The following is a 15,373-nucleotide window of genomic DNA, read 5'->3' as shown; positions in this document are numbered from 1 at the left end:
AGGGAACAATGCCATGAACAACAAATTGAAAGGCTTCGCACTCACCGCCCTGTGCGCGACGATCTCGAGCCAGGCGCTGGCGCAACAGACGCCCCAGGAAGGCGGCGACATCGTGGTCACCTACCAGAACGACGTAGCCACGCTCGACCCGGCGATCGGCTACGACTGGCAGAACTGGTCGATGATCAAGAGTCTGTTCGACGGCCTGATGGATTACGAGCCGGGCACCACCGAGCTGAAGACGGACCTCGCCAAGGATTACGCGATTTCCGACGATGGCCTGACCTACACCTTCCATCTGCGTGAAGGGGTCAAGTTCCACAATGGCCGCGAAATGGTCGCCAGCGACGTGAAGTACTCCCTGGAGCGGACGGTCAACCCCGAGACCCAGAGCCCCGGCGCCGGCTTCTTCTCCTCCATCGAGGGCTTCGACGCCGTGGCCTCGGGTGAGGCGACGACGTTGAGCGGTATCACCACGCCCGACGAGTACACCGTGAAGATCCAGCTGTCGGCGCCGGATGCGACCTTCCTGCACATCATGGCCCTCAATTTCGCCTCGGTGGTGCCCAAGGAAGCAGTCGAGAAATGGGGCCGCGATTTCGGCAAGCATCCGGTGGGCACGGGGGCCTTCGAATTGCAGGGCTGGGCGCTCGGCCAACGTCTGACCTTCGTCAAGAACGACGACTACTACCGCGAGGGCATTCCGTATCTCGATAGCATCGATTTCGAGATCGGCCAGGAACCCAACGTGGCCCTGATGCGGTTGCAGCGTGGCGAGGTGGACGTCGCCGGCGACGGCATCCCGCCCGCGCAGTTCCTGCAATTCCGCAACGATCCCGATTTCAAGGATCTGATGGTCATCGGCAACCAGTTGCATACCGGTTACTTGACCATGAACGTCACCATGCCCCCGCTGGATAAGGTCGAAGTGCGCCGCGCCATCAACATGGCGATCAACAAAAAGCGCATCGTACGCATCATCAACGGTCGCGCGATTCCCGCCAATCAGCCACTGCCGCCGGCGATGCCCGGTTATGACAAGGAATACAAGGGCTACCCTTACGATGTCGCGAAGGCCAAGGCGCTGCTCGAGGAAGCCGGCTACGGCGATGGGTTCGATACCGAGATCTACGTCATGAACACCGACCCGCAGCCGCGTATCGCCCAGGCAATCCAACAGGACCTGGCGCAGATTGGCGTGCGCGCCGAGATCAAGTCGCTGGCGCAGGCCAACGTGATCGCCGCGGGCGGCGACAAGGATCAGGCGCCGATGGTGTGGTCGGGCGGCATGGCGTGGATCGCCGACTTCCCCGATCCCTCCAACTTCTGGGGGCCGATCCTGGGTTGCGAGGGCGCGGTGCCCGGCGGCTGGAATTGGGCGTGGTACTGCAACGAAGAGCTGGACGCCGAGGCCGCTGCCGCTGACGCCATGGTCGCACCGGACCAGCAGCAGGCACGTGCCGAGCGCTGGGGCAAGATCTTCACCACGGCGATGGATGACGCTCCCTGGGTGCCGATCTTCAACGAGCAGCGTTTCACCGTGCACTCGGCGCGCATGGGTGGTGACGATGCTCTGTACGTGGATCCGGTCCACATTCCTGTCAACTACGACTACATCTGGGTGAAATGATGTGTGATAACGGACTGATCAAGACCATTCACGGGCACCATTGCCACCTGGGATGGGATAATGCCATCGCCCCGGCCGCGCACGTCGCGCCGGGGACCCGGCTGACGTTCGCCTGCAATGACTCCTCGGGCGGACACTTCACGCCGACCTCGGATGTCTCGGCAGTGGCCAACATGCCATTCGACCGGATCAACCCAGTGACCGGACCCATCTTCGTGGACGGCGCCGAGCCTGGCGACATCCTCGTGGTCCATATCGACGACTTCGCCCCGTCCGGCTTCGGCTGGACGGCCAACATCCCCGGCTTCGGGCTGCTGGCCGACCAGTTCGAAACGCCCGCGCTGGCTTTGTGGCACTACGATACACAGGCCATGACACCGGCTGCATTCGGCACTCACGCACGGGTGCCGCTGAAGCCGTTCGCCGGGACGCTCGGCGTCGCGCCGGCGGCGCCGGGCACGCACTCGATCGTGCCGCCGCGCCGCGTGGGGGGCAATCTCGACGTGCGTGACCTCGGCGCCGGCAGCACGCTCTATCTGCCGGTGGAAGTCGCCGGGGCCTTGTTCTCGATCGGCGATACCCACGCCGCCCAGGGCGATGGCGAGGTCTGCGGCACGGCGCTGGAAAGCGCCATGGATGTCTCCTTGCGTCTCGACCTGATCAAGCAGACGCCCCTGGCGATGCCGCGCTTCTCCACGCCGGGGCCGGTGACCCGCCATCTCGACGGCGCCGGCTACGAGGTCTTCACCGGCGTCGGACCGGACCTGATGGAAGGCGCGCGGCAGGCCTTGAGCGGCGCCATCGAGTGGCTGGTCAAGACCCGCAACATGCCGGCCGAGCAGGCTTACATGCTTTGTTCGGTGTGCGGCGATCTGCGCATCAACGAGATCGTCGACATGCCCAACTGGGTGGTGTCGTTCTATGTGCCACGCATCGTGTTCGAGTGAGGGGATGGCGATGACAACTCAGCCGGGGCCGGGTGATGGACGCGTGCTCTCCGTCGAGCACTTGTCGATCGACATTTCACACGAGCATGACACGCAGCGCGTGGTCGACGACCTGAGCTTCACCTTGCGTGCCGGTCGCACGCTGTGCATCGCCGGCGAGTCGGGCAGCGGAAAGTCGCTCTCCTCGCTGGCGATCATGGGCCTGCTGCCCAAGGTGGCGCGGTTGCCGAGCGGCGCCATCCTCTATGGCGAGCGGGATCTGCTGGAGCTGCCCGAACGCGCCATGCAGCGCCTGCGTGGGCGCGACATCGCGATGATCTTTCAGGAACCGATGACCTCACTCAATCCAATGATGACGGTCGGGCAGCAACTGGAAGAAACCATTCGCCGCCACAAGCTGGCCGAGGGCGGGCAGGCCCGTCGCCGCGCCCTCGAGATGCTCGACGCGGTACGGGTGCCGCATGTCGAGCAGCGGCTCAAGCAACATCCGCACGAGCTGTCCGGCGGCATGCGTCAGCGGGTGATGATCGCCATGGCGATGGTCTGTCATCCCAAGGTGCTGATCGCCGACGAGCCGACCACGGCGCTGGACGTGACGATCCAGGCACAGATTCTCGAGCTGATGCGGGAACTGCAGCGCGAGTTCGATACCGCGCTCCTAATGATTACCCACGACATGGGCGTTGTCGCCGAGATGGCCGACGACGTGGTGGTGATGAACCGTGGCGTCGTCGAGGAGTCCGCCCCGGCGCGTGCGCTGTTCACCGACCCGCAATCGGCGTACACGCGCAAGCTGCTGGCGGCGGTGCCCCGCCTGGGCACGGCCGCGGTACGGCCATTGGCTAGCGAGACGCACGCCCCGGTGCTGACGGTGGAAGGGTTGCGGGTGCGCTTTCCGGTCAAGCGGCGCTCGCCGTTCGAGACTCGTCGCGAGGTCTGCGCGGTGGAAGACGTCAACTTCACGCTGAACGCCGGGGAAACGCTGGGCATCGTCGGCGAGAGCGGCTGCGGCAAGTCGACCACCGGCAAGGCGTTGATGAACATGCTCGACTACACGGGCAGCGTCAGGTTCGAAGGGCGCGAACTCAACGGCTTGCGCGGCGCCGCGCTCAAGGCCGTGCGCCGCGACATCCAGATGATCTTTCAGGATCCCTTCGCTGCGCTCAACTCACGCAAGAGCGTGGGGGACCTGATCGGCGAGCCGTTGCTGGTGCATGGCCTGGCCGACGCCGCCGAACGCCGGCGGCGCGTGGCCGAACTGCTCGAACAGGTTGGACTGCCGGCCGAGGTGGCACTGCGTTATCCACACCAGTTCTCCGGCGGGCAGCGTCAGCGCATCTGTATCGCCCGCGCGCTGGCGCTCAATCCCAAGGTGATCATCGCAGACGAAGCGGTCTCGGCGCTGGACGTCTCGGTACAGGCTCAGGTGCTGGCGCTGCTGGAGGATCTGCAGCAACGCTTGAACCTGAGCTACCTGTTCATTTCCCACGACATGGCGGTCATCGAGCAGATCAGCCACCGTGTCGCGGTCATGTATGCCGGCCAGATCGTCGAGATCGGCAGCTGCCAGCAGGTGCTGCACGATCCGCGCCATCCCTATACCCAGCGCCTGCTCTCCGCCGTACCCATGCCGGATGTGGACGCCAAGCGCGACTTCGCCACATTGTTGCAGGCCACGGAGGTGCCCGATCCCATCAAGCTCCACGGCCATCGGTTGCCCGCGCTTCGCTACGCTGAGCTACAGACGGGGCACTTCGTCGCGCTGTCCGCCGCCAGCGCATGAAAGCCAAGGCTAACCGGGTGTTCGACACCGGTTGCGACGTCAGTACAACAGGTTGTGCCGGCGGCTGACATCCACCGGCCACAGGGCGCTCAGGCGCTGGGCAAGGGGTCGCTCGCAGGCCAGATGAATACGCGGTAACCCGAGCCAGCGTGCCAGCCGTTCGAGCTGGCCGGCCAGCGCGTCGAGTTCGGCGTCACGGAACGTCACGGCGGGCTCGGGATGGATGGCGAGAACGCTCAGCTCCCCGTCGGCGCGCCGGGCACGCAGGTCGAGCCGGGCGATGAGCCGGTCGCCGTGGAGGAACGGCATGACGTAGTAGCCGTAGGTTCGTTTGGCCGGCGGGACGTAGAACTCCAAGCGGTAGTGAAAGCCGAACAGGCGCTCGGTGCGCTCGCGATACCAGATCAGGGAGTCGAACGGCGAGAGCAGCGCGGCGGTCTCGACTCGGCGGGGGATGCGCGGCTCGCCGACGACATAGGCCGGCTGCCGCCAGCTTTCTACCTCGACCGGCGTCAGCGCGCCGTCCTTGATCAGCGTCTGCAGTGCGGCACGGGTATCCTGCGGCGCCAGCCGGTAGTAGTCCCGCAGGTCCTTCTCCGTCGCCACGCCCAGCGCCTCGGCAGACCGGAGCAACAGCTGGCGATGCGCCTCGAGCAGATCGGGTTCGGCCTGGTTCAGGACGGCGCTCGGCAGCACCCGTTCCGGCAGGTCGTAGAGCCGTTCGAAACCCCGGCGGCGGGCGACGGTGACCTCGCCAGCAGCAAACAGCCACTCCAGTGCGTGTTTCTCGTCGCTCCAGTCCCACCACGGGCCGGCGGGGCCTTCCCGCGTGTTCAGCGCGCCGGCGCCCAGCGGGCCATGTTCGCGCACGTTGGCCAGCACGCGTTCGATCACGTCCCGCCGTTCACGGCCGAATCGCGCCAGATGCTTGTAGATGCCGATGCCTTCCCGCGCGCGGCGCATGCGCCAGCGCATCGCCGGGTAGAGCGAGAGCGGCAGCAGCGACGCTTCGTGGCCCCAGTATTCGAACAGCGACCGATGGCGATTGCCCGCCCAGGCGGCTTCGTCGAGGTGCTCGGTCGGATAGGGGCCGAGGCGCGAAAAGGCCGGCAGATAGTGGGAACGTGCCAGCGCGTTGACGGAATCGATCTGCAACACGCCGAGACGATCCACGAGGCGCCGAAGATGGCCGCGGTTGACGGACTCGGGGGAGCGGGACGTGAAACCCTGCGCTTTCAGGGCGAGACGACGCGCCTGGGAGAGCGTGAGGCGGCGTTGCGGCGGCGGGATGGCTGACGACATGCGAGACGACACTTCTCGGTAGAGGCTTGAGCGGATGCTGCCCGGAAAGTGTCGTTCAGTCTTGAAGAAGAGGGAAGAGGGAAGAGGGAAGAGGGAAGAGGGAAGAGGGAAGAGAGCAGGGAGCAGGGAGCAGGGAGCAGGGAGCAGGGAGCAGGGAGCAGGGAGCAGGGAGCAGGGAGCAGGGAGCAGGGAGCAGGAATTAGAGAGTAGGAAATAAAAAGTAGGCCAGCGCCGCCGTCGCGGGCTGGCCTGTCGGGGTCAGTCGTCGGCTTCCAGCGCGTCGAGCAGGGTGTCGACGTTGTGCTGGAACATGCCGAGGTAGGTGCTGCCTTCGCCCTCCGCCGTCAGCGCGTCGGCGTAGAGGGTGCCACCGATGGCGATGCCGGTCTCTTCGTGCAACTGGTTGATCAGCGCCGGGTTGGTCATGTTCTCCAGGAACAGCGCCCTGGCGTGGCTGGACTCGATCTGCTGGATCAGATGGCCCATGTCGCTGGCGCTGGGTTCCGCCAGCGTGTTGATGCCCACCGGCGAGAGCAGCTCGAGATCGTAGGCGTCGGCGAAGTAGCCGAAGGCATCGTGACTGGTGATGATCAGCCGGTCGGCCGCCGGAATCCGCGATAGCCGCGCTTTCGCCTCCTTGTCGAGCGCTTCCATCTCATCGATGTAACGCTCGGCGTTGGCGCGGTAGGCGTCGGCATGAGCCGGATCGGCCTTCACCAGCGCATCGCGGATGTTGCGTGCGTACTGCTCGCCATTCTCCAGATCCTGCCAGGCATGGGGGTCGACATCGCCGTGGTGGTGATGCTCCTCTTCGCCGTCGGCCGCATGATCGTGGTCGTCATGGTCGTCATGGTCGTCATGGTCGTCATGGTCGTCATGGTCGCCCTCGTCCTCGTGCCCCTCGAACGAACGCGTGTCGATACCGTTGCTGGCGACCACGACTTCGCCCTCGTAACCGCTGGCGTCGATCAACCGGTCGATCCACCCCTCGAGCTGCAAGCCATTGACCACGATCAGATCGGCATCCGCGAGCGACTGGGCATCGGCGGGCCTGGGCGAAAAGGCGTGAGCATCGCCATCGGGTCCGACCAGCGACGTGACGCTGACGTGATCGCCACCGATCGTCGACACCATGTCATCGAGAATGCTGAAGCTCGTGACCACCTGCAGCGGTTCCTGGGCATGAGCGATGTTGGCCGAAAGCGCCGAGGCGCCGAGCGCACCCACCAGCACGGCGCGAAGGGAAACGTGAGCCATGATGTAACGATCCTTGTGGCGAGAAAAGAAAGGGTCAGCCGTGGGCATCGGGCGGCAGCATGGGCTGCACGCGCCGGCGCCAGCGGGCGAAGACACTGTGGTAACGCCCGAACAGGGCGGAAAACAGATAGATCACGCCGGCCAGCAGAATGATGCAGGGCCCCGAAGGCAGACCGGCATGATAGGAGAGCAGTAGCCCGCCCACGCTGGAGACCATGCCGATGGCGATCGCCAGCCCCATCAACCCTTCGAGCCGCTTCGACCAGAAGCGCGCCGCCGTCGCCGGCAGCATCATCAGGCCGACCGCCATCAACGTGCCGAGCGTCTGGAAGCCGGCGGTCAGGTTGAGCACCATCAGACCCAGAAACAGCCCGTGCACCGCGCCGCCACGAATCCCCTGGCCGCGCAGGAATAGCGGGTCCAGGCACTCGACCACCAGAATGCGGAAGATCGCCGCCAGCACGATCAGCGTCAGGCTCGACACGCCGACGATCAGCCACAGCGCGGTACTGTCCACCGCCAGGATCGAGCCGAACAGCACGTGGGTCAGGTCGACGCTGCTGCCGCGCATCGAGATCAACATCACCCCGGCCGCCAGCGAAATCAGATAGAAGCTGGCGATCGCCGAGTCTTCGCGGTGGCCCGTCAGGCGCGACACGCTACCCGCCAGCCCCGCCACCAGCAGCCCTGCCACCAGACCACCGAAACTCATCGCCGGTAGCGAAAAGCCCGCCAGCAGAAAGCCGACCGCCACGCCCGGCAACACGGCGTGGGCCATGGCATCGCCGACCAGGCTCATGCCGCGCAGCGTGAGGAAGACCCCCAGCGGCGGCGCCACCAGCGACAGCGCCAGCCCGGCCACCAGCGCGCGGCGCATGAAGCCGAAATCCACCAGTGGAGAGAACAGCCAATCGATCATGCCAACGTCTCCGCCGATGAAGAGGAATCACCGATCATCGCGGGCGTGGACCAGATCCCGTGCCCACGTTCCAGCCGCAGGACGCGATCGGCCAGCCGCGTCATCTGATCGTGATCGTGCAACACGATGATGATCGCCGCGCCCTCGGCCGCCATGGCGCGAAGCACATCGATCAGGACCTCGACCGTGGCGGCATCGACATTGGCAAACGGCTCGTCGAGCAGCAGCAGCTGAGCCTCCTGCATCAGCGTACGGCCGAGCAGCGCGCGCTGGCGCTGGCCGCCGGAGAGTTCACCCAGCGGCCGGTGTTCGAACGACTGCAGGCCGAGGCGCTGCATCACCGCCTGGCCGCGGCGATACTCCGCCGGCCCGTAGCGCTTGAAGCTGCCGTGGGTCGGCCAGCAACCGCTCATGACCAGCTCTTCGACGCTCATGGGGAAGGTCAAATCCAGCGCCAGCTGCTGCGGCAGCCACGCGCGCCGCGCATTGGGAACCTCGCAGCGAACGCGGCCGCTGACCGGGCGCAGCTCGCCCATGATCCCCTGGACCAGCGTGCTCTTGCCGGCGCCGTTGGCCCCCACCAGCGCAGTGATGGTGCCGGCCTCGAAATGGCCGTCGATATTCTCCAGCACCATACGGTTGCCCTGCGCCAGCGACAGGGATTCCAGCGCCAGCAACGTGTCGGGCTTTGCTATCGAACGAGCCATCAACCGAACACCCCGGCAGCCCAGCCCGCGACGAGCCACAGCACGGCCAGAGGAATGAGCGCGAGCAACACGCGCCGCCCGGCGCCCAGCGACATCAGAGAAAAGTGACACGGCCCATCGGGGCGGTGCCGGTGACGATGTGACATGAAGAGACCCTTTGGATGAGGCAGAAAGGTTATATCATAACAAAATTGGTGCCAAGCGGAGATTGGCTGACACCATTTGTAAGAGATCCCTGACAATCCTTTTGGCGGGCTTGTCGGTTCGTAAAATTTGCGTTACCAACGGTTACAAGACAGCTGGCAGGTGACGCCATGATGGAAGATCTCTCTTCAAGCGATCTCAAAACGATCCTGCACTCGAAGCGTGCGAACCTGTACTACCTGCAGCACTGCCGCGTATTGGTCAATGGTGGGCGTGTCGAATACGTCACCGACGAAGGCAAGCGCTCGAAATACTGGAACATCCCCATTGCCAATACCACTTCGCTGCTGCTGGGAACCGGCACCTCGATTACCCAGGCGGCGATGCGCGAGCTAGCCAAGGCCGGCGTGCTGGTCGGCTTCTGCGGCGGTGGTGGTACGCCGCTGTTCGCAGCCAATGAAGTGGACGTGGATGTCGCCTGGCTGACTCCGCAGAGCGAATACCGGCCGACGGAATATCTACAGTACTGGGTTCGCTTCTGGTTCGACGACGACAAGCGGCTGGAAGCGGCCCGATGTTTCCAGCGTGCCCGGCTCGCTCAGGTCGAACGCCTCTGGACGGCGCCACGCTTCCAGCGCGATACCGGCTTTACCCCCAGCAAGGCAGAACTGGACGCATTGCTCACGCGTAGTCGGCAGGCGATCGACTCGGCTCCCGATACCACCGCGCTACTGACCGAAGAAGCTCGGCTCACCAAGCAGCTGTTTCGGCTGGCAAGCCATGCTGCCCAGTATGGTGAGTTTATCCGCGTCAAGCGCGGGCAGGGCGCCGATCCGGCCAATCGCTTCCTCGATCACGGCAATTATCTGGCCTACGGGTTGGGCGCTACCGCGACCTGGGTGCTGGGGATTCCACATGGCCTCGCGGTGCTGCATGGCAAGACACGCCGGGGTGGCCTTGTCTTCGATGTCGCGGATCTGGTCAAGGACGCCGTGATCCTCCCACAAGCGTTCATCTCGGCCAGCCGCGGGGATGAAGAACAGGAATTCCGCCAGGCGTGCATCGATAGGCTCACGCAGGTGGAAGCCCTGGATGTGATGATCGATACCCTGAAGGCGACGGCCGAACGCCTCGGCCATGGGATCACACCATGAACGTGCTGTTGGTGTCGCAATGCAGCAAGAACGCGCTCAAGGAAACGCGCCGTATTCTCGACCAGTTCGCCGAACGTCGCGGCGGACGCACCTGGCAGACCTCGATTACCCAGGCCGGGCTCGACACACTACGCAAACTGTTGCGCAAGACGGCCCGCAAGAATACCGCCGTGGCGTGTCACTGGATTCGCGGCCATGACCACAGCGAGCTGATGTGGGTGGTAGGCGATGCCTCGCAGTTCAACACCCGGGGCGCGACGCCGACCAATACCACACGGCGCAATATTCTGCGTACGGAAGATGAGAATGATTGGCACACGGCAGAAGATATCCGCTTACTCGCGCAAATGGCGGCGTTATTGCACGACTTGGGAAAAGGGAGTGTTGCCTTCCAGGACCGTCTGGATGGCAAGCTAAAGGAGAAAAACCTTTACCGGCATGAGTGGGTGTCGCTGCGCCTGTTCCTGGCTTTCGTCGGTCTGGATGATGATGAAGGCTGGTTACAGCGGCTAGCGGATCGAGACGGTTTCAATGAACGGGAATGGATCGCTTCTGGCCGTTATCAACGCGATGGGCTGGATGCTGACAACAAGTATCCGTTCCGTGACCTGCCTCCACTGGCTGCCGCCATTGCCTGGCTGATTGTAAGCCATCACCGCTTGCCGGTAGTGCCGGTCAAGAATGCCGATGGGACACAAGAGCGGCTTGGAAAACGCTCGCAAAGTCACAACTCGCTCTGGTTGGAAAAACCGCTCTCGCTGGTCGCCCACGATTGGAACGAGATCCGCCAATCTGCCGAGCGTGCGCAAATCAAGCCCTACTGGCAATTTGCCGGTTCGCTGCCGATGAGTGAACCAAAGTGGCGTGAGATAGCGGCACGGCTCGCCAGGCACCTCTTGGCGTTACGTCAGCGTCGTAACGACGAGTGGCTCAGTAACCCCTATGTCATGCACTTGGCCAGGCTTAGTCTCATGCTGGCCGACCATTATTATTCGGGGCTGGGCTTGGACAAGGAGGATAAGCCTGTTTGGGAGCGTAAGCGGTTCCTGGATTCCGAAGCATCGCTGATGGCCAACACGACACGAGACCGACATGGTTCTACGGTAGCGAATCAGTCGTTGAACGAGCACCTGCTTGGCGTGACTCACACGGCAGGCTTGATGGCTCATGCTCTGCCCGGTTTCGAGCGTTATCTACCACGATTGGCCAACCACCGTGGGCTGCGCAAACGAAGCAAGGTCGATCGTTTCAGGTGGCAGGACAAGGCAGCCGATGCCGCCACGGCGTTGCGCGAGTCGGCACGCGAAAATGGCGCCTTTATCGTCAACATGGCTTCTACCGGCTGCGGCAAGACCCTCGCCAATGCTCGCATCCTCTATGCATTGGCTGACCCTCAGCAAGGCATGCGTGCTACCTACGCTTTGGGCTTGCGTACCCTGACGCTCCAGACGGGGCGTAGCTATCGCACCGACCTTCATCTCGGTGATGACGAACTGGCTGTTCAGGTTGGCGGTTCAGCCAGCCGCAGTCTGTTCGAGTTTTACGAAGCACAAGCCGAAGCGCATGGTTCAGCATCGGTGCAGAACCTGATCGAGGAAGACAGCTACGTTCTCTACGAAGGCGTCACTGCCGATCATCCGTTACTGTCACGCGCGATGAGAGATAGCAATATCCACAAACTGCTGTCGGCACCGATACTGGCCTGTACCGTGGATCACATGGTGCCAGCGACCGAATCGCTGCGTGCCGGTCGTCAGATCGCCCCCATGCTGCGCCTGATGAGCAGCGATCTGATACTGGACGAACTGGACGATTACGATCTCAATGACTTGCCCGCGCTGACCCGATTGGTGCATTGGGCAGGCATGCTGGGTACACGGGTAGTGCTCTCTTCGGCGACCTTGCCGCCTTCGCTGGTGACCGGCATGTACCAGGCCTATCGCGCCGGACGTCAACAATATCGGCAGAACCGAGGCCGCGACGGCGGCCGTACCGACGCAATGGTAGAAGTGCCCTGTCTATTTGTCAACGCCGACTGAAAAGTGACCCTCTTTGGCTCTGAATCGCCGAAGTAATATTGACCCCCTGGATCCGTCGGTTATTCGGCTGCCGTTGCCGGCGGAGTGGTACCAGCTCTTCGCTTGTCCTTGAGACGGTAGCTCTCGCCGGTGATCTGCACGATGTGGGCGTGATGCAAGAGCCTATCCAGCATCGCGGCGGTCAGCGTCTGATCGTCGGCAAAGGTCCCGGCCCACTGCGTGAACGGTAGGTTGCTGGTCAGAATCATACTGCCGCGCTCGTAGCGCTTGGCAACGACGTTGAAGAACAGGTTCGCCTCGTCGCGCCCGAAGGGCAGGTAGCCGATCTCGTCGATCACCAACAGGCGCGGCCCCATCACTACGCGGTTGAAGTACTCCCTGAGCCGTTCCTGGCGGTGTGCCGCCGTGAGCTGCAGCATCAGGTCGGCCGCGCTGACGAAGCGCGTCTTGATCCCCGCCATGACGGCGCGGTAGGCCAACGCAATCGCCAGGTGGCTCTTGCCCACGCCGCTGGGGCCGAGCAGGACGATGTTCTCCGCGCGCTCGATGAAGCTGAGTGCCGCCAGTTCCTGAAGCTGCGCACGTGGGGCTCCCGAGGCGAAGGCGAAGTCGTAGTGCTCCAGCGTCTTCACCGCCGGGAAGGCGGCCATCTTCAACAGCGTCTGGCGCGAACGCTCGGCCCGGGCATCGGCTTCGGCGCTCAGCAACGTCTCGAGAAAGTCGGCAAAGCTCGCCTCGCCGTTGGCCGCCCGCTGCGCGAGGTGCGACCAATCGCTGCCGATGCGTTCGAGCTTGAGGCCCTGGCACAGCTCGCTGATGCGGTCGTGCTGCAAGTTCATGGGCGGGCCTCCAACAGCTGGTCATACACGGACAAGGGATGCTGCAGGCTCTCATGCGGTAACGCGCGCCCCGGCCGCAACGCCGGTACCGGAACGATGCTGGTGGTCGTCGCCGGCAGCGGTAACAGGACCCCGCGCTCCTCGGCCAGTCGCATCGCCGGCGGCACGCCGGTGGTGCCATGCACCCGCTGATGGGCGATCTCATCGAGCCAGCGGCCGATGTGGGCATTGGCCGTCGGCACGTCCAGGATCAATCCGGCGCTCTTGAGCGTGGCGGCCAACGGCGTGATGAAGCTGCCCTTGAGATAGCCGTTGAAGCGCTCGACCTTGCCCTTGGTCTTGGCCCGGTAGGGGCGACAGACCCGAGGGCGAAAGCCGTACTCCTCGGCCAGCGCCGCCAGGGCCGGATGCCAGCGATGCCGGCTGTCACCGTAGGCGTCGCGCTCGGTAATGATGGTGCCGGCGTTATCGAACAGCGCCTCTTCGGGGACGCCGCCAAAGTAGACAAACGCCTCACGCAGGCCGGTCAGCCATGCCTCGCTGTCCTCGCGTGTCGAGAAGCGCACGAAGGTCGCTCGGCTGTAGCCGAGTGTCGCAACGAAGGCCTTGAGCGGCTCGCGGCCGCGCCGGATCGTGGTGAAGTCGACCTGCAACTGCTTGCCCGGCGGCGTCTCGAAGCGCACGACCGGGTCCTCCGGTCGGCCCTTGAAGGGCGCCAGATAAGCCTTTAGCTGGCTGATGCCGCCGGCGTAGCCTTGCGCCTGAATCTCACGCATCAGCACGGTCGCCGGAATCCAGTGCGGGCGGGCCGCCGCGATACGTCCCTGAAGATAGGGCTTGAAGGCGTCGAGCTTGCCGGGTCGCGGTACTCGCGCCTTATAGCGTGGCAAGTCTTTCTCGCCGCGTAGGTACTTGCGGACGGTATTGCGCGAGAGCCCCAGCTCCCGGGCGATCGCCTTGATGCCATGGCCCTGACGGGCCAACACTTTGATCTCCACTGACTGCTCCTGGGTCAACATCTCGGCGGCTCAAAAGCCACCATCTTCGCCCAGAGGGGTCAAATTTACCTCGGCGTCAGGGGGTCAGTTTTACATTGGCGATGACATCTATGGACCGATGAGTTTGGTGTGCATACCGCCTCCTGCTCCAATGGCCGCGAGTTCCTCAGCGAGCACAACACGTTTGTCGGTAAACGCGCCACACAACTGGTAAACGCAGAGAAGAAAAGTGGGCCTTTGCGGCGCGGTGCAATCCTTCCCCTGACTATTGCCACCAATCTTCCAGGCGAAAAGATACACGCCGAGTTCGCTCGACAGGTGCGGGAGGCCTGCCTGCGGCTACACCAGGACCACGCCGAAACCGATCCCGTCAGCAGTAAGCAAGTCAGCTTCGGCTTGGTACGCATGGCCAACATCGACCCGCTGTTCGATGTGGCGCAAACCTTGTTCGCTCTCGGTGCGCCGGATGATACCCGCATTCATCTATGCGTTTATCATGCTCGCTTCCCGCTGGTACAGCGCTCGGCTATCGAGTATCAACTCGATGCCGCTTTCAACCGACGTGGCAAGGAAGGACAAGCGGTATACGAGTTGCCCAGCGTTCGCAATGCACTGGATGCTTATCCTGAAAAACATCATTTATTTATTGTCTTAGCGAGTCCTGTATGTGAGGTAGGCAGAGATTGGGATGCCGGCTGGGCCGTGGCAGAACCTTCATCAATGCGCTCGTTGATTCAGTTAGCGGGGCGCGTACAGCGGCATCGCGGCAAGTGCGGCGATAAACCCAACATGCTGATCTTCGACACCAACTTGAAGCATTTCAAGAAAGGCGCTCGGGATGGCGTGGCATATATCCGGCCGGGATTCGAAAAAACGGGAGGTGGTGAGCGCGCACACCATTTTCAGTTATCTACCCACCGATTGAGTGAGCTATTGACCGAGGAAGAGTACCGGGCAATCAATGCGTTGCCACGTGTCTTTCCCCGCCCAACAGAGGCTTGGCAACCTAACCGTAGTCTGGTCGATCTCGAACAGGCCAGAACGGCCACCAGCATGCTGCCACCCGCCCGCAAGCCCGGCGCCGAAGCGCCCCCTTTGGAGCTGGATGCAGCCTTCGCTACTTGGAAATACCCCGGCGCAGCCCTGACAGGTGTACTTCCTCAGCAACAACCCTTTCGTGACGATCCTTCTCGAACCACCACGCTGGTCTTCCTGCCGGATGACGAAGAAGAGATGTTGAAGCTGCACCGCATCGAAGATGACAAGACACGACGAGGCCAGAAGCTCTACCCGCTTGTCGAAGGCAACCAGCGTCACGATGTGGTGTTTGAATTTGGGGAACGTATCGGTCCGTGGGGCGAGTTTGACTTGATGAAGCTGCTGGCCGAGCAGGCTGACTATCTCGATTTGCCACTGTGTGATTGCGCTAAACGCATGGCAACAGTGGAAGTGCCTGCCAACGATGAAGGGTGGCGGTATCACCCGCAACTGGGCTTCGGAAAAAAACGGTAGGGGCCTTGCGGCCCCAGGCTGCCTGTGCGGCAGCTAACGTGCATGGACAGCATCAGCCATACAGTTTTCTGAGCGACCTATCCGGCCGTTAAGCAAATGTATCGCATTAACCAGACAGTGGTAAAGCATTAGTCAGACAGTG

13 protein-coding genes are annotated in these 15,373 nt (G+C 63.2%); 6 read left to right on the top strand and 7 right to left on the bottom strand.

What is annotated here, in order from left to right:
• Positions 1-13: 13 nt before the first annotated feature.
• From R5R73_RS16975 to R5R73_RS16965, 3 genes are read left to right on the top strand one after another with little or no spacing between them, the layout of a single operon-like run.
• Positions 14-1,630 carry an ABC transporter substrate-binding protein gene (locus tag R5R73_RS16975; RefSeq protein ID WP_322528137.1) on the top strand — a complete coding sequence of 539 codons (1,617 nt, stop codon included), beginning with the start codon at positions 14-16 and terminating at the stop codon, positions 1,628-1,630.
• Complete coding sequence (locus R5R73_RS16970; protein WP_071230858.1) at positions 1,630-2,577, top strand: acetamidase/formamidase family protein; 948 nt, start codon at positions 1,630-1,632, stop codon at positions 2,575-2,577. Before R5R73_RS16975 ends, R5R73_RS16970 begins: the two co-directional genes overlap by 1 nt.
• A gap of 10 nt (positions 2,578-2,587) precedes the next feature.
• Positions 2,588-4,360 (top strand): dipeptide ABC transporter ATP-binding protein, encoded by a 1,773-nt coding sequence (locus R5R73_RS16965; protein ID WP_083387263.1) that lies wholly within the window; start codon positions 2,588-2,590, stop codon positions 4,358-4,360.
• A gap of 39 nt (positions 4,361-4,399) precedes the next feature.
• On the opposite strand, the gene R5R73_RS16960 is transcribed toward R5R73_RS16965, so the two are convergent.
• The 5 genes from R5R73_RS16960 to R5R73_RS16940 all read right to left on the bottom strand — a co-directional run bounded on the left by R5R73_RS16960 (position 4,400) and on the right by R5R73_RS16940 (position 8,691).
• Positions 4,400-5,662, bottom strand: coding sequence for a winged helix-turn-helix domain-containing protein (locus R5R73_RS16960; RefSeq protein WP_071230856.1), 1,263 nt, complete (start codon positions 5,660-5,662; stop codon positions 4,400-4,402).
• Between the two features lie 258 nt (positions 5,663-5,920).
• On the bottom strand, positions 5,921-6,919 hold the full coding sequence (locus R5R73_RS16955) for a metal ABC transporter solute-binding protein, Zn/Mn family (protein WP_322528136.1): 999 nt from the start codon (positions 6,917-6,919) through the stop codon (positions 5,921-5,923).
• 34 nt (positions 6,920-6,953) lie between these two features.
• Complete coding sequence (locus R5R73_RS16950; RefSeq protein ID WP_087718526.1) at positions 6,954-7,838, bottom strand: metal ABC transporter permease; 885 nt, start codon at positions 7,836-7,838, stop codon at positions 6,954-6,956.
• Entirely contained in the window at positions 7,835-8,545 is a 711-nt protein-coding gene (locus R5R73_RS16945) for a metal ABC transporter ATP-binding protein (protein WP_322528135.1), read from the bottom strand. Before R5R73_RS16945 ends, R5R73_RS16950 begins: the two co-directional genes overlap by 4 nt.
• Complete coding sequence (locus R5R73_RS16940) at positions 8,545-8,691, bottom strand: hypothetical protein (protein WP_322528134.1); 147 nt, start codon at positions 8,689-8,691, stop codon at positions 8,545-8,547. The genes R5R73_RS16945 and R5R73_RS16940 overlap by 1 nt, the downstream gene beginning before the upstream one ends.
• 168 nt (positions 8,692-8,859) lie before the next feature.
• On the opposite strand from R5R73_RS16940, the gene cas1f reads away from it, so the two are divergent.
• On the top strand, positions 8,860-9,843 hold the full coding sequence (gene cas1f / locus R5R73_RS16935) for a type I-F CRISPR-associated endonuclease Cas1f (protein ID WP_322528133.1): 984 nt from the start codon (positions 8,860-8,862) through the stop codon (positions 9,841-9,843).
• Positions 9,840-11,882 (top strand): type I-F CRISPR-associated helicase Cas3f, encoded by a 2,043-nt coding sequence (gene cas3f, locus R5R73_RS16930; protein ID WP_322528132.1) that lies wholly within the window; start codon positions 9,840-9,842, stop codon positions 11,880-11,882. Before cas1f ends, cas3f begins: the two co-directional genes overlap by 4 nt.
• A gap of 59 nt (positions 11,883-11,941) precedes the next feature.
• Here the strand turns inward: cas3f and istB are convergent, their stop codons facing one another.
• Positions 11,942-12,721 carry an IS21-like element helper ATPase IstB gene (gene istB, locus R5R73_RS16925; protein ID WP_322528131.1) on the bottom strand — a complete coding sequence of 260 codons (780 nt, stop codon included), beginning with the start codon at positions 12,719-12,721 and terminating at the stop codon, positions 11,942-11,944.
• Positions 12,718-13,740: an IS21 family transposase gene (istA, locus tag R5R73_RS16920; protein ID WP_322528130.1), complete on the bottom strand. Its 1,023-nt coding sequence runs from the start codon at positions 13,738-13,740 to the stop codon at positions 12,718-12,720. Before istA ends, istB begins: the two co-directional genes overlap by 4 nt.
• A gap of 108 nt (positions 13,741-13,848) precedes the next feature.
• Here istA and R5R73_RS16915 point away from each other — a divergent pair, with 108 nt between their 5' ends.
• Positions 13,849-15,231, top strand: a complete 1,383-nt coding sequence (locus R5R73_RS16915) for a hypothetical protein (protein ID WP_322528129.1) — start codon at positions 13,849-13,851, stop codon at positions 15,229-15,231.
• The last annotated feature ends 142 nt before the right edge of the window (positions 15,232-15,373 follow it).

This window comes from Salinicola sp. LHM (genome assembly GCF_034479735.1).
Lineage (GTDB): Bacteria > Pseudomonadota > Gammaproteobacteria > Pseudomonadales > Halomonadaceae > Salinicola > Salinicola salarius.
The sequence above is the reverse complement of the archived record's forward strand: the minus strand, read 5'-3'. Positions and strand labels throughout refer to the sequence as shown.

Bases quoted from the DNA above. Each gene is read 5' to 3' on its own strand.
- R5R73_RS16975 (WP_322528137.1), top strand. From the start codon at position 14: ATGAACAACAAATTGAAAGGCTTCGCACTCACCGCCCTGTGCGCGACG.
- cas1f (WP_322528133.1), top strand. From the start codon at position 8,860: ATGATGGAAGATCTCTCTTCAAGCGATCTCAAAACGATCCTGCACTCG.
- R5R73_RS16970 (WP_071230858.1), top strand. From the start codon at position 1,630: ATGTGTGATAACGGACTGATCAAGACCATTCACGGGCACCATTGCCAC.
- cas3f (WP_322528132.1), top strand. From the start codon at position 9,840: ATGAACGTGCTGTTGGTGTCGCAATGCAGCAAGAACGCGCTCAAGGAA.
- R5R73_RS16955 (WP_322528136.1), bottom strand. From the start codon at position 6,919: ATGGCTCACGTTTCCCTTCGCGCCGTGCTGGTGGGTGCGCTCGGCGCC.
- istB (WP_322528131.1), bottom strand. From the start codon at position 12,721: ATGAACTTGCAGCACGACCGCATCAGCGAGCTGTGCCAGGGCCTCAAG.
- istA (WP_322528130.1), bottom strand. From the start codon at position 13,740: ATGTTGACCCAGGAGCAGTCAGTGGAGATCAAAGTGTTGGCCCGTCAG.
- R5R73_RS16960 (WP_071230856.1), bottom strand. From the start codon at position 5,662: ATGTCGTCAGCCATCCCGCCGCCGCAACGCCGCCTCACGCTCTCCCAG.
- R5R73_RS16940 (WP_322528134.1), bottom strand. From the start codon at position 8,691: ATGTCACATCGTCACCGGCACCGCCCCGATGGGCCGTGTCACTTTTCT.
- R5R73_RS16945 (WP_322528135.1), bottom strand. From the start codon at position 8,545: ATGGCTCGTTCGATAGCAAAGCCCGACACGTTGCTGGCGCTGGAATCC.
- R5R73_RS16965 (WP_083387263.1), top strand. From the start codon at position 2,588: ATGACAACTCAGCCGGGGCCGGGTGATGGACGCGTGCTCTCCGTCGAG.
- R5R73_RS16950 (WP_087718526.1), bottom strand. From the start codon at position 7,838: ATGATCGATTGGCTGTTCTCTCCACTGGTGGATTTCGGCTTCATGCGC.